Raw genomic sequence first — 14,549 nt, forward strand, 5'->3', positions numbered from 1 at the left:
TTTCGCCTGCAAAAAATTGAAATCCCTTTTTCTCCCGGCAGTCACATATTCAATCCCGCTGTGTTTGTGTCGCACGGGATCCGACAGGTTCGGTTCCACTGTGGCAACGACGCCTATTCAAGGAACCCTGGAAAAAAAGGTGCCGGTCATGATCGAATGTTCCTCCCCTGATGAAATCAAAGCCTGCCGGGCATTCGCCCTGGAGCGTAACCGTCAGATGTTCGAAGAGGCTCAGGAGCTGAGCCGATGTGCGTTCGAGATGCTTGATGGCGGCGATCTGGATGTGGAACTGTTTGATCGCTATCGCACATTGCGCCACAAGGCCGATTTGAAGTTTCAGGAAGCGATTGAGCATTTGCGCCTGCTCAACGAGGACTTCCCGCCGATTCCGCTGTCCGTCAATCATTCTCATCCTCTGCGCCAGCAACTCGAACAACGAGCCTGAGCGTGAAAGAAGCCCGGCGATTGCCGGGTTTTTTGTCTCTGAAATGGCGCGTTGTCCGGGTTGCTCGCACAGCAGTGCGAACTGCATGAGCCAAATGCCGGACTCATGCAGCCTGCACGGGCAAAGTCGCTCACCAGCTGTTTATCTAATTGATTTATATAACTATTTATTCCATTCAAAAGTCGGCACGACTTCTGCTGTATCCCCTCAAGCGACTATCGGCCACTGAGACCGTGTGCGCTCATCCCCGTGACGACTTGAGAGACTTGACCATGAACGCCATCGATCTTTTGAAAGCTGACCATGAACGTGTAAAAGGCATCCTGAGCCAACTGAGCGAATCCACTGAACGCGGCGTTAAAAAACGCACGGAGTTGCTGGCCAAGCTTGAGATGGAAATCAGCATCCATACGCGACTTGAGGAAGAAGTCCTGTACCCGGCTTATAAAAAGGCCGGCGGCAAGGAGCAGGACGTGATGTATTACGAAGCCAAGGAAGAGCACCGCACCGTGGACTCGCTGGTGCTACCGGACCTGAAAGCCACCGACCCTTCCACGCCGGAGTTTGCCGGTCGAGTCAAAGTGGTCAAGGAGCTGCTGGAACACCACATCGAAGAGGAAGAAACCGAGATGTTCCCGCAGGCGAAAAAGCTGCTGGGCAAAGCGGCGCTGGACGAACTGGGCGCGCAGATGGAAATGCTGAAGGTTCAGTATAAAAAAGAACTGAGCGACCGCAATCTCGCCGCTTGAAGATTCACTTAAACTGGACGCTGTATCGGTGGCGAGGGAGCAAACTCCCTCGCCACAAGTTACCCGTTGTCACTTCATGGCCTGGGCAATGATTTCAACAAGGTGCAGCTGAGTAAACGGTTTGGACAACCGCGGCAGTTCGACCGCAAAGCCTTCCAGCCGCTCGGCATACCCCGTGGCAAGGACTATCGGCTGGTCCGGCTGCATGATCCGGATCGCGTGCGCCAGTTGTGCGCCATTCATCAGCGGCATGGCCATGTCGGTAATGACCAGATCGATACCCGGCGTGCTCGCGAACAGCTCCAGCGCTTGGGCGCCGGATGTCGCACTGATGACCCGGTGGCCGAGGTCTTCGAGCAACAGGCAGGTGCTGGTCAGCACCAGGCTATCGTCGTCCACGACCAGGACGCACAGCCTGTACTCGGGGGACACTGCCTCGTCATCGGCAACCTTGGGAATGACTGAAGTCGTCGTGGCGGCAGGTATCCACAATTCGGCTCGAGTGCCACTGCCCACCTGGCTCTTGAGGATAAATCGCCCTCCCAATTGTTCGAGAAATCCATGAACCATCGACAACCCGAGGCCGGTGCCTTTGCCCACGCCTTTGGTGGTGAAGAATGGGTCCATTGCTGACGCCAGGGTAACGGTATCCATGCCGTCGCCAGTATCGGTGATGCTCATGCAAACATACTGGCCCGGCGCCAGCGCTAACCTGGAATGATCGTTAACCTCTTCGGTCTGGGCGCCGATGACGATTTTGCCGCCATTGGGCATGGCATCGCGGGCATTGGTGGCAAGGTTGAGCACGGCCAATTCCAGCTGATTATTGTCCGCCATGACCGGCACCAGTCCTGGTGAAAAGCGGGTCTCGAGTTGCACTGACGGGCCTAGAGCGCTGCGCAACAGACCGCTGATTCCCTCGATCAATCCGGGTATTTCGAGTGATTCGGATTTGAGTTCCTGACGTCTGGCGAACGCCAGCATGCGCTGGGTCAGGGAAACACCACGCAAGGCGCCCTGGGTGGCGTTGTCGATCAGCCGCATGACCTTCGGATCATCAGCGACGCGCTTGCGCACGATCTCAAGATTGCCAAGGATCACTGTCAACAAGTTGTTGAAGTCGTGGGCAATCCCGCCGCTGAGTTGGCCGATGGCCTGCATTTTCTGCGCCTGGAACAACGCCTCGCGGGTTCGCTCAAGGTCTTGTTGGGCAAGGGTCGCCTCCGTGATATCGCGGGTAATCTTGGCAAAACCCAGCAGCGTGCCGGTATCGCCCCAGATCGGGTCCACCACGACATGAGCGTAAAACCGTGTACCGTCCTTGCGCACGCGCCAGGCCTTGTTTTCGAATCGTCCCTCTCGTATGGCCGTTTCCAATGCCCGTTGCGGTTCACCGGCTTCTCGGTCTTCAGGGGTATAGAACATCGAGAAGTGTTTACCGATGACTTCTTCGGGCCGGTAGCCCTTGATGCGCTGGGCGCCCTGATTCCAGTTGGTCAGGCATCCATCCGGAGCGAGCATATAGATGGCGTAATCGGTGACGCTTTGCACCAGCAACCGGAACTGTTGCTCGCTTTGCTTGAGGGTTTCCTCGGCCATTTTACGGTCGGTGAGATCCCGGGTGATTTTGGCGAACCCCAGCAACTTGCCGGTCGGGTCGAGAATGGGGTCGATCACCACGTGTGACCAGAAATGCGTACCGTCCTTGCGCACCCGCCAGCCTTCGCCTTCGAAACGGCCTTCATTAATGGCCGTGTCCAGTGCGCGCTGGGGCAACCCGGCACGTTGATCTCCATCGGTGTAGAACCGCGAGAAGTGCTGGCCGAGAATCTCCGCTTCCTCGTAGCCTTTGAAACGCCGGGCGCCGGAGTTCCAGCTGGTGATGATGCCATCGGGATCGATCATGTAGATCGCGTAGTCCACCACAGCATCAATCAGCAGGCGAAAACGCATCTCCTCGATGGAGTTGGTTTTGGACGGCACATCACTCATCGATCACACTCGCGACTATCGTTTTTATGGAGTATGCGGCAAACCATGGGTTTGGAAAGCCACAACTCGCTTGTTCAGTGGAGTACAGGCTGCAGACCACCTATGCTCGACGCCAACGGCCATTTCCGGCAGATAAAAGGCGCATCCATGATCCTGATGTTATTGCCGACCTGCGACTACGACCCGACCGAGAGCAGCGTACCCTGGCAAGCGATGCGCAGAGCCGGCATCGAGGTGCGTTTTGCCACACCGCAGGGTTTGCCTGCCTACGCCGATTCGCGCCTGGTGGAGATTGGCTTTGGTCCGCTCAACCCGTTGCTGATGACACGCAAGCCCGACCTTGCCAGCTACAGGCAAATGACCGAAGACGCATCATTTCGTAAACCGCTGTCCTATGACGCTGTGGACCCGAGCAAGTTCGACGGGTTGTTGATTCCTGGTGGCCATGCCAAGGGCATGCGCAGCTTGCTGGAATCTGTTCAGGCACAGCGGATCGCCCTGCACTTTTTTCAAGCAGACAAACCGGTGGCCGCAGTGTGTCACGGTGTGCTGCTGCTGGCCCGTACGCTCTACCCCGAAACCGGATCATCTGTACTTCGGGGGCGCAAGGTCACCGCGCTGGTAGCCAACACAATGGAACTGCCTGCCTGGGCAATGACCGCGCCCTGGCTTGGTCGTTATTACCGAACTTACCCGCAGACGGTCGAGGCGCAAGTCACTGCCACCCTTTCCCGCCCCGCAGATTTCCTGCGGGGCCCCTTTCTCGCCGTACGTGATTCGGCGGACCAGCCACAACGAGGTTTTGTCGTGAGCGATGGCCAGTTATTGACCGCTCGCTGGCCGGGAGACTGTCATCGCTTTGCCGCCGAATGGTTACGGCTTATCGGTACACGTATTTGACGATATAGGCATACAGGTCGTTGTAAACGAAGTCAGGCACCAGTGTGGCGTGTGCCTGGGTTTTGAGTAATGCCAAGTGGCATTCCTTCAGCATCTCGTCACGCTCCCTCTTGGTGTAGACGTGGTTATTGAGGATGTCGGCATAGGTGCTGCACGCGGTCGGGGCCGTTGGAGGGGTTACCTCGGTCGCGTCTTTGGTATAAATCTTCTGGAAGCGCGACACCCGCTCTTTCAACCCCCCGAGGCCGCGTTCATACACCGTGATTTGTGAGCCGCTGACCGCTTTTGAAGCGGTTTCAAAAGCCAGGATGATCGCCTGTGCATTACTCATGCTGGCGTCGAGCGAGGCGAGCGGGACAAACCTCTCCAGTTCTTTTTTTTCCAGGCTGCTCAGGGCTCTTTTGATGCTCGACACGTGAGCGAACGCTTGATTGCATCCAACGATATGTGTCTCGAACTGATAACAGGCGGCGGTTGCCAAGGGAGGAAAAGCGGCGAAGTCGAGGCTGTCGAACGCGCATTCCATGATGATGTTGTATTTGAGGGTGAAGGCTTCAGTGAAAATCTTGGCGCTTACCTCCCGGACAAAAGCTTCCGTATGCTTATACGCATGCAGAACGCCACGCTTGATCATCTCGGCGTATTGGGGGTGTTTTTCTCGATACTCGGGCAAATAAAGGCGAACAAACTGCTCATAGCGCTTTGAAGGCAGGAGGTATTTTTCCAGTAGATAGGTTTTGCCCGACCCTTGCAAACCGGCAACGATCAGGACTTTGGGCGTCGCTTGGGCAGTGATGCCGCGAAACAACGTCGCTTTGATCTCATTGAAGGCGGCAGTGACCTGCTCCTGGGTGTAAACGTATTGCGGCGTTAGTGACATACCTTGATTTCCTTATCAAAGAATCGCTTGGAAGTGATGACTTGCCCCTTGAATAAAGCGCTGATTGGGCGTTTGTTCAAATCGGTGTTTCTTTCAAGATATGTCGTTGTTTTTTAAAAGGAATGTTCCTACTCGATAGCGCGAAAATGCGTCGGTTGAACCGACCACCAACGTGGGAACAGCTGTTTGACCTTGCTCTCGCCAAACCGGTCATCAATAAGCATCACCACCCCCTTATCCTGTTGGGTGCGGATCACCCGTCCAGCCGCCTGCACCACTTTTTGTACGCCTGGAAACAGGTAGGTGTAGTCATAACCGGCACCAAAAATAGCGGTCATGCGGTGTTTAATCTGTTCGTTGATCGGATTGAGTTGCGCCAGGCCCAGTGTGGCGATGAACGCGCCGATCAACCGTGTGCCCGGCAAATCGATGCCCTCACCAAATGCGCCGCCCAACACCGCAAAGCCGACACCCTGACTGTGCGCGGTGAACTGGTCGAGAAAGTCCTGGCGCTGCGCTTCGCCCATTCCCCGGGATTGCGACCACAGCGTGATATGTGGATGACGCTCGGCAAGTAACTGCAAGACTTGCTGCAAGTAGTCGAAGCTGCTGAAAAACGCCAGGTAGTTACCGGGTCGCTCCGCGAATTGCCGTGCGATCAGTTCGACGATGGGTTCGAGCGACGCCTGCCGGTGGACGAAGCGTGTCGAAATCTGGCTGACGATGCGCACCTGCAACTGGTCGGCGTGAAACGGTGATTCCACATCGATCCACACCGTGTTCGCAGGCGTGCCCAGCAGGTCCGCGTAGTAATGCCGCGGGCTCAGCGTCGCCGAAAACAGCACGGTGCTGCGCGCAGCGGTCAGGCGTGGGCGGATGAAACCTGCCGGCACTACGTTGCGCAAGCATAGCTGCGACAGCGGTCGCTGGCGGTCGAGGTCGCGCTTGCTGATGTCAAACAGGAACTGTTCATCAAAGAGTTCGGCGACCCGACAGAATTGCAGCATCTCGAAGTAGAAATTTTGCAGCGTGCTATCCAGCCCCTGCGGGTGGTCGTTCAAGTAATCACCGATACTCGCGCTGCACGAAAACAAGGCCTGAAGCAGTTTTTCCGGTGCCTTGTCGTACGCCTGATACACACCCGGTTGCTGGTTATGCAGGGCGTTCCATTCACGGTTGACCCGCTGCAAGGATTTTTTCAACACTTCAGGCGCAGTTTTGCGCACGCCGTTGAGGGTCGACTGATCGAGACTGGCGCTGTACATCTGCCGGCCGCGCTCCACCAGATTGTGCGCCTCGTCGACCAGCACCGCGACCGTCCAGTTGTTGGCCTGGGCGAGCCCGAACAGCAGCGCACTGAAATCGAGGTAATAGTTGTAATCCGCGACCACCACGTCTGCCCAACGGGCCATTTCCTGGCTCAGGTAATAGGGGCAAACCTCATGCTCAAGTGCAACCTCGCGCAAGGCGTACTGATTCAACAGGCTCAGTTTGCTGGCGGCCTCGCGAGCGGCTGGCAACCGATCATAGAAACCCCGAGCCAACGGGCAGGATTCGCCGTGACAGGCTTTGTCCGGATGCTCGCAAGCTTTGTCCCGGGCGATCATCTCCAACACGCGAAGCGGCAGCGCCTCGGCGCTTTGCAGGATCACCTGCGCCGCATCCAGCGCGAGTTTTCGACCCGGCGTCTTGGCCGTGAGAAAGAACACCTTGTCGAGTTGTTGCGGCGCCAGGGCCTTGAGCATCGGGAACAGCGTGCCCACGGTCTTGCCGATACCGGTCGGCGCTTGCGCCATCAGGCAGCGCCCGGTGCTGACGGCCTTGAATACTGATTCGGCGAGATGACGTTGCCCCGGACGAAAACCGGCATGGGGAAACGCCAGTTGCTGTGCCGCCAGATTCCGGGCGTCGCGATGGGCCATTTCCTGCTCGGCCCAGTGCAGAAACAGCGTGCAATGGTGTTCAAAGAACTGCTGCAGTTGCGCCGCACTGAACGCCTCGACCAGACAGGTTTCCTTTTCACTGATGATGTCAAAATACACCAGCGCCAGGTTGATCTGCGCCAGGTCCAGCTTGCGACACATCAACCAGCCATAAATTTTCGCCTGCGCCCAGTGCAGCTGTCGGTGGTTGGCCGGTTGTTTGCTCAGGTCGCCACGATAGGTTTTGACCTCTTCCAGGCAGTTTTGCTCGGGGTCATAACCATCCGCCCTGCCCTTGACCCGCAGGGTTTTGTACTCGCCTTCCAGGGCCACTTCACTTTGATAACCGTCGCTGCGCCGGGACGCGACCGTGCGGTGCCCGACGATGCCTTCCAGCGCCGTCGGTGACGGGGTGAAGCGCAGGTCCAGGTCGCCGACCTTGGCGGTGAATTCACACAGGGCCCGGACCGCGATGCTATAGCTCAAGCGCTCTGCTCCGCCCATTGCACGTAGCAGACTGCGATGGGCATTTGATGCTCATGACAGAATTCCAGCCAGCGCAATTGGTTGTCTTGCAGGCGGTCGCCCGGGCCTTTGACTTCGATCATGCGGTAGGTTTTTTCCTGCGGCCAGAACTGGATCAGATCGGGCATGCCGGCGCGGTTGGCCTTGATGTCCAGCAGCAGGCGGTTGAACCAATGCTTCAGATGTTCTGCCGGCAGACAGTCGAGTGCCTGATCCAGCAGCGTTTCGTTCAGGACGCCCCAAAACACGAACGGTGACTGCACGCCCCACTTGGCGGCATAACGTTCGCGAATCGTCTGCCGGTAACGAGCGTCATCGAGTTCGGCCAGGCATGCCTCGAACAGCTCGGCACGCCGCGCGCAAAAGTCTTCATTCAACAGATCAACCGGCCCACGCTGGAACGGGTGAAAGAACGCCCCCGGCAGCGGCGCGAAAATGGCCGGCCAGCACAACAACCCAAACAGCGAATTGATCAGGCTGTTCTCCACGTAATGCACGGGGGCCTGTTCTTCCTCCAGATGCGCCTGTACGTAATATTCCACCGACAGCGCCAGATCGGTTCTGGGCAACTGCAGATCCAGCCGTTGCATGGGCCGCGGGGCGGCTCGCTTGAGCGCCGGACCGCCGAGTTTGCGACGCAGTCTGGGCAGAACACGCAGTAAATGCTGATGCTCGGTGGCACTTTCCGGCAACTGCTGCGCGTGGTTGGCCAGATCCAGGGCGAGCTGGTACTCACCGCAGCGCTCCAGCACACGAATCATCCGCACCCGAGCGCCGGGATAGGCGCAATCGCGGTAGATTGTCAGCGCGCTGGAGAAATCGGCGATACGCTCGCAGTGCTGACCGATCTGAAACAGCAACTTGCCACGACGACGCTGTAACCACGGATTACCGAGTGTCAGCCCGTTGAGCTGCTCGACGATGACTGCCAACGGCTCGCCTGCTTCGAAATGTTGCTGGCACTGATGGAGGAACAGACAGGCGTCCACGTCCTCACGGCTGCGCAAACCCCGGGATTCGGCGCTGAATTCGACTTTTTCGTAGGTAAAGATGCCAAGATCGGCCAGCACGAACTCGGACCAGTCCTGATAAAGGTTGCCGAAGAACATCAGTCGAAACCGGTCACACAGGTCCATGATGGTCAGCGTGAACAGCCGGTCATTCAATGCCGGACACCATTGGGCAAAGCTTTTTGGTTCTGGAAACTGCTCGCTCAACAGCGGCAGCCAATCGCTTTTCTTGCCTTTGGGCTGATCAATCGCAGCGCCGAAGCAATGAACGATCTCGGCCTTGAGCAGCACGTCAAACAGTTCCTCGATGTACAACGGCGACACATCAGAGGTCCAGCCCGCCGCCAGCAACGGTTCGGCCGCGCTGACGATGTCACCGATTTCGACGTAACTCAGTTTGCCGGCCCTGAAATGGACGCCCTTGCGCATCACCATTCTGACCAGCAGCGCCCTCGACTCCTTGGGAAGCCGGGTGAAATCACGGATGAACGCTTGTTCCTCTACACTTAATACATCGGCATAACGATGTTCAAGCCAGTCAAGCACTTGCATGAAGTTATTGAGGTAATAGAACGGGTCTTCGAGGGGATTTGCAGTCACAAGGAAAAGCGCCATGGCAAGCGAGTACTGGTTATGCGTACAGATAACAGCTACCTGCCGTGCGGTGCAAACGGAAAAAGATAAGCGGCGGCGTTATTCGGTCATTTTCGGGCGGGCATCGAACTTTCTGCCAATGGATGGCACCAACCGGCATAGAGGTTTTTTTCAGCATTGTGAGAGGTGGACATGAACATCAAAACCCTGGGTTTGCCGCTGGCCGCAGCGGCGTTGTTGGTGCTGGCCGGTTGCTCGACGCCAACGGTGGTAACCCTGCAGAACGGCACCCAGTATTTGACCAAGGACATGCCGAAAACCAAGACCAAGGACGGGTTCTACGAGTTTGAGGACATTTCCGGGGCGAAAATCAAGGTCAATGCCAAGGACGTGGCCACGGTTCGCGAGGAAGACTAACGAGCGAGCTATCGTTCTTCGCGAGCAGGCTCGCGCCCACATTGGATTTGCGTCGTTCCCCCCCTGTGGGAACGAGCCTGCTCACGAAGGAACCCTTACCGGCGCCCCAGACCTATCAGGCCATCACAATCCCTGCCCCGGCCAGACTGTCCAGCCCAACCCCGACCAACGTCACTGAATCCCCACCAAACGTCAGCACCGTGTCATGCCCCACCGTCGTGGCATGCGCTCGAAAGTCATCATTGGCCACCACCCCCTGAACCCCGAGAAATACCAGTTTGTCGTTCGCCTGATAACCCACGACCCGATCCTGACCAAACGAACCACTGAACAGGAACGTATCGACCCCGCCGCCCGACTCCATCACGTCATTCCCCGCCCCGCCAACAAACACATCGTTGCCTTTGCCGCCGATCAAATGATCGTTACCGTCCAGGCCAAACAACCAGTCGCCCGTCGCCTGCGCCTTGAGCGTATCTGCCCCGCCACCGCCCTTCACCGATGAGGCGTACGCGGTCAAATGGTTACCGACCGCCAGGCCATTGGCCGTCACGCTGTGCGTCACGTCATCCTTGAACAGCCCCCAGAGAAATCCCGGTTCCTTGCTGACAATGCTGCCGATGTCACGGGTAATGCTGATGCCGCCATTGGCGTCGCGAAGGTACAGCGTGCCGGCGCCGTCATTGGCAAATTCGCCGGCTTTCACCGACTGCTGCAAGTCCAGGACATTGTTGCCCTTGCCACCCAACAGGATATTGTAGCCGCCGCCATCACGGAACGTGTCGTTACCGTCGCGCCCTTCGAGGTAGTCATTGCCTTTGCCGCCCTGAATCAGGTCGTTGGCGTCGCTGCCGATGATGAACGTGCTGCCCTTGTGGGTTTCAGCGTTGCGATTGAGGTCTTGCACCCAAGTGTTGGCCCGTGCCGGGTCGGACAGGTTGGCCACGATGATCGTCGAGTCCTTGCTGGTGAGGTCGTAGAACTTCGATTCAATTACCCGGTTCATGCCGTCGCCGTAAGCGGTGGGCAGATGTGAGATCCAGGTCGGAATGTTGAGGATGGAGTACGGCAGTACATTCCACGCCGTCGACGCGTAGTGATCGTTGAAGCTGACGATGTTATCGGAGGCCGACTCTTTGGGCGCATCGTGAACCCCCACCGACGACAGGTTGAACGATGAACCGTCGAGCGCACGAAACACCGGATCGTTTTCATAGCCGACGTTGAGCACGTTGTCGGTGGCGCTTTGGGTGGGTGATGCGTAGGCGATGTAGTTGGAGTCCTTGAAGAACCCGCCCCAGGTGTCCGTGCTCAAGTCTGCCAGGCTGTTGACCGCCAACCCGCCGAGGCTATGGCCGCTGACCAGGACGTTTTTTCCCGACAAGCCATTGGCCTGGGCAAACGCCACAACGTCGCCGAGCAGGTTGCCGAAGGCTTCGCCGACGTAATTTTTCGCGTAATCCTTGGGACCCAACGCTGCCAGCAGATCGTTGATCACGTCGCCAATGGAGTCGCCGATCAGGGTTTCCCGTGGGCCGCTGGTGCCGCGAAAGGCGATGCCGATTTCGGTCAGATGGCCTTGGGCATCGTACTTGCCGAGGATCTCGACTTGCGCCGTTGTGTAGCCGGCCTTCTCGCCGAAGAACGTTCCGCGCGCATCGACCTTGCCGTCATAGCCCAGTTGCGAAGCGGTGATGGGTGTCCAGCCGGCTTTTTGCACGGCATCCAGTGCGGCTTTTTCCGAATCGGGGTTCCAGGGGATACCGGGTATGACGCCCTGGGAATCGGTGCCGCCGAGCAGCGCGGTGACCAATGTCGCGGGCAAGCCCAGGCCAAAACCGTTGTGCTGATACCCGGTGGCAAAGCCGTTGTCGAGGTTGTGATAGGAATACAGCGTGATTGCCATGGCGTCAGTAAACAACGCTTTGGAGTCCGCAGTACTGAAGTTTTTGTAGTCGTACACACCCATTGGTATTGCCTCTCTTTTGTTGGAATTGTCAGAGATGGCTCACAACCAGGACGCCTCGATCACGAAGCGCCCCGGAGCCTTTAGTGCATGATCAGAACTGCCAGTCCAGCGTCAGGCCTACACCGTGGTCTTTCTCGTTGGAACCGATCAGCCCGTTGTAATCCAGGCTCACGCGAACATCCTGCGCCACCGCCAAACCGGCGCGGGCACCGATCACGGCGGCGTTGCGGTCCAGCGACACACTTTGCACGCTGAACGCAGTATTGCCATTGACGAACGCCAAGTGATCTTCGGACTGGGTACTGCTCAAGTTGTGCTGCCAGCCCAGGGTGCCGGACAGTTCCAGCTGTTGTTTGTCCGACAGGGCAATCGCTTTGCTCGCCCGCAGGCCCAGGGTTGAAAGCACCGCATCACGGTTGTCTTCACCGCCCTTCAGGGCGGCGGCATCGCCTTTTTCGGTGAAGCTGTCGCTGTTCAAGTGCACGTAAGCCAGGTTGGCGAACGGCTCCAGCGCCAACGGTTGCACGTCGAGGCGATAGGCCGCTTCGGTGAACAATTGCGCCGTGGTCGCATCGCGTTTGGATTTCTGTTTGCCGCTGACGTCGCCGAATTGCAGGTCACGTTTGACGTCAATGCGATGCCAGCTATAAGCACCGCCAACGCTCAAGCGCAGGGCGTCGATTTCATGGCCCAGATACGCGCCCAAGTGATAGCTGTCGACGGAGGCCGACGAATGCGTGCCATCACCCATGCTCAACGAGCTGTCGCTGTAACCGGTGACAAAGCCCAGTCGCGTGTTGTCAGCGATCAGACCATCAACCCCTGCCAGCAAACCGCCGATGGAGCTGTTGGAACTGGCGTTGTCGTGCCCGCCATCGCTCTTGCCCCAGGCGCCGAGGACTTTGAGCCAGGCGTTGCTGCGGTCATCAGTCGGTGCGGCGGCGTTGAACAGGTCACGCTCACGCAGGCGTTCGCCGACGGCATCGCGCAGGTAACGGCTGTCGTTGATCAGCAGCGTGCCGATGGCCGGATGAATCTCGCCGGACAATTGCTGGAAGGCTTGCTGAGCCACATTGGCGGTGGGCGACAGCAGCAAGGTTTCGTACAGCGCATTGCCGGCGCCGAGTTGCTCGGCAGCCGCGGCGACCGCACGTTGGTTCGGCGTCTGGCCGACGCTGCTGAACGAGGTGGTGTTGCGTTCTACCGCCAGTTGAATGCCATTGGCCGAGTAATCAAGGGTGCCCCCCAGGAACAGGTAGTTCGGCACCACCGCACCGAAACGCCCTTCGATCCCGCCAGCCGCTTGCAGAATGTTGTATTGATGGCCGAGCAGGGATTTTACTTCGCTGGTGGTCAGCAGTGTCGGGCTGTTTTCCAGGGACAGGCTGACTGTGGCGTTGTCGATGACGGCTTTGCCGCTGGCGACGATCGAGTCACTGCTCGTCGGCGACAACTCCACAGCGTACGTCGAGCCGCGCTCGAAGGTCACGTCGCCCGCCACTTGCAAGGTCCCGATAGAATTGCCCGGCGCCACGGTGCCGCCGCTTTTGGCGGTCAACCCGCCGATGCGACCGTTACCGCCGAGAATGCCGCTGTCATTGACGGTGACCGTCGAAGCCAGCGAACCGTTGATGGCCAACCGGCCCTGATTGACCAGCGTCGGGCCAGCAAAGGTATTGGCGCCGGTCAGGACCAGGGTGCCGATGCCCTGCTTGGTCAGGCCGCCATGGCCAGAAATGTCGTTACGCCAGACGTCGAGTCCGCAGTGCACGTCCGTGCACACACGCTCGGTCGGTTTGCCGGCGTCGATGATCGCGCCGATGCCCGGCAAATCGGCCACAAACTGGCTGGAGCCGTAGGCGCCCTGAATGCGGAATTCCTCAGGAATGTCCTGCTCGGTGACGAACATCCCCGGGCCATCAATGCCTTTGCGCAGATTGATCATGCCCCAGCCGTACAACGCGTCGACACCCGGTGCCCCGAGGTCAGTGGCCGTGGTGCGCAGAACACTGGCGACCTGCGCACCGGTCATGTACGGGAAGCGTTCCATCAGCACCGCCATGGAGCCTGCAACATGCGGCGCGGCCATCGAGGTGCCGTTGTAATTGGCGTAACCGGTGGTGAGGTTATCTGCGTTGGTGCCGCCGATGATCGAGCTGTAGATTTTACTGCCGGGCGCCGACACGCAAAAACTGGCGGTGTAGCCGCAGCGCGACGAAAACGTACTGATGTTGTAGAGGTCCGGGCTGGTGAGGTCCGGGTTCTTCTGCAGCGCCGCGACGGTCACCCAGTTCGGCGCAATCTCCGGGACGAAGTAGCCGAGACCGGCGATGGCGTCCGGGTTATTCAGGTTGTAGTCGTTGCCGGCGGCGAAGATCGTGACGATGCCGCTGCGGGCGGCGGCGATCGCACCGTCGTAGGCACCGCCCGGTTTGGTTCCGAGCAGTGGCTGGATCTCGTTGAACTGCAATTGCGCATCCTGCACGGTGAAGTGCGGGTACGCCGGGTTGCGTCCGCCGAGGTCGAAACGATCGGTAATGCCGATGCCCCAGCTGTTGTTGATGATCCGCGCGCCGCTGGCGATCAGGGCATCCCACCCCGCCTTGTACACCGCACCGTCGTTGCCACGAATAATGCCGTCCTCCGGGCCCGGGTCGCCGTTATCGGCACTGATGATTTGCGCGTTGTACGCCACGCCGTGCATCGGCCCGCCATCGCGGCTGCCGGCAGCGATCCCGCCGACGTGGGTGCCGTGGGAACCGAGCTTGCCGTCGTAGCCCACCGTGGGAGCGCCGTCATAGCGAAACGCATCCCCGGCTTTGACCGGGATGTACGGATCGGTGTATTCACGGATGCCGCTGGTGATCAGGGTGACGACTTTATTGGCGCCGGAGAACTCCGGGTGCTGGGCGTAGACCGGTTGGTCGAAGATCCCCAGTTTCACGCCTTTGCCGCTGTAACCGGCGGCGTAGGCATCCTGTGCGTTGATCGCGCCTACGCCCCAATCGGCGTTGAATTCGGCGCTGCGCCAGCTGTTGGGGTCGCCAGCGCGTCCGCTTTCCACGTAAGGCGCGGCGTGCGCCTGACCGAGTGCGGCCAGTGCGTAGAGCACGGCCAGTGTGTTGTGCTTGTTATTCATCCAGCTA

10 protein-coding genes are annotated in these 14,549 nt (G+C 58.6%); 4 read left to right on the plus strand and 6 right to left on the minus strand.

The features are described from left to right. Positions 1–148 precede the first annotated feature (148 nt). Both J2X66_RS11680 and J2X66_RS11685 read left to right on the plus strand, forming a co-directional pair. Complete coding sequence (locus J2X66_RS11680; RefSeq protein WP_310264300.1) at positions 149–445, plus strand: hypothetical protein; 297 nt, start codon at positions 149–151, stop codon at positions 443–445. Positions 446–717: 272 nt separating this feature from the next. Continuing rightward, the gene (locus J2X66_RS11685) at positions 718–1,194 is read left to right on the plus strand and encodes a hemerythrin domain-containing protein (RefSeq protein ID WP_310264302.1); all 477 of its coding nucleotides are present in this window, start codon (positions 718–720) and stop codon (positions 1,192–1,194) included. Between the two features lie 69 nt (positions 1,195–1,263). On the opposite strand, the gene J2X66_RS11690 is transcribed toward J2X66_RS11685, so the two are convergent. Continuing rightward, entirely contained in the window at positions 1,264–3,186 is a 1,923-nt protein-coding gene (locus J2X66_RS11690) for a PAS domain S-box protein (RefSeq protein ID WP_310264304.1), read from the minus strand. A gap of 147 nt (positions 3,187–3,333) precedes the next feature. On the opposite strand from J2X66_RS11690, the gene J2X66_RS11695 reads away from it, so the two are divergent. Further along, positions 3,334–4,086, plus strand: a complete 753-nt coding sequence (locus J2X66_RS11695; protein ID WP_310265248.1) for a DJ-1/PfpI family protein — start codon at positions 3,334–3,336, stop codon at positions 4,084–4,086. Here J2X66_RS11695 and J2X66_RS11700 read toward each other — a convergent pair. The 3 genes from J2X66_RS11700 to J2X66_RS11710 all read right to left on the minus strand — a co-directional run bounded on the left by J2X66_RS11700 (position 4,067) and on the right by J2X66_RS11710 (position 9,038). After that, positions 4,067–4,966, minus strand: a complete 900-nt coding sequence (locus J2X66_RS11700; RefSeq protein ID WP_310264306.1) for a zeta toxin family protein — start codon at positions 4,964–4,966, stop codon at positions 4,067–4,069. The two genes, J2X66_RS11695 and J2X66_RS11700, sit on opposite strands and share 20 nt — an antisense overlap. Before the next feature lie 128 nt (positions 4,967–5,094). Further along, positions 5,095–7,374: an ATP-dependent DNA helicase gene (locus J2X66_RS11705; protein WP_310264308.1), complete on the minus strand. Its 2,280-nt coding sequence runs from the start codon at positions 7,372–7,374 to the stop codon at positions 5,095–5,097. Then, positions 7,371–9,038, minus strand: a complete 1,668-nt coding sequence (locus J2X66_RS11710; protein WP_310264310.1) for a VRR-NUC domain-containing protein — start codon at positions 9,036–9,038, stop codon at positions 7,371–7,373. The genes J2X66_RS11705 and J2X66_RS11710 overlap by 4 nt, the downstream gene beginning before the upstream one ends. Positions 9,039–9,209: 171 nt before the next feature. Between J2X66_RS11710 and J2X66_RS11715 the strand changes: the two genes are divergently transcribed. Next, complete coding sequence (locus J2X66_RS11715) at positions 9,210–9,434, plus strand: YgdI/YgdR family lipoprotein (RefSeq protein ID WP_310264312.1); 225 nt, start codon at positions 9,210–9,212, stop codon at positions 9,432–9,434. 115 nt (positions 9,435–9,549) lie between these two features. Here J2X66_RS11715 and J2X66_RS11720 read toward each other — a convergent pair whose 3' ends face one another. Next, positions 9,550–11,403, minus strand: a complete 1,854-nt coding sequence (locus tag J2X66_RS11720) for a polyurethanase (protein ID WP_310264314.1) — start codon at positions 11,401–11,403, stop codon at positions 9,550–9,552. Between the two features lie 91 nt (positions 11,404–11,494). After that, positions 11,495–14,542, minus strand: a complete 3,048-nt coding sequence (locus J2X66_RS11725) for an autotransporter domain-containing protein (protein WP_310264316.1) — start codon at positions 14,540–14,542, stop codon at positions 11,495–11,497. Between the last annotated feature and the right edge of the window lie 7 nt (positions 14,543–14,549).

Source organism: Pseudomonas sp. 3296 (assembly GCF_031456615.1).
In the GTDB taxonomy this organism is placed as follows: Bacteria; Pseudomonadota; Gammaproteobacteria; order Pseudomonadales; family Pseudomonadaceae; genus Aquipseudomonas; species Aquipseudomonas mucoides.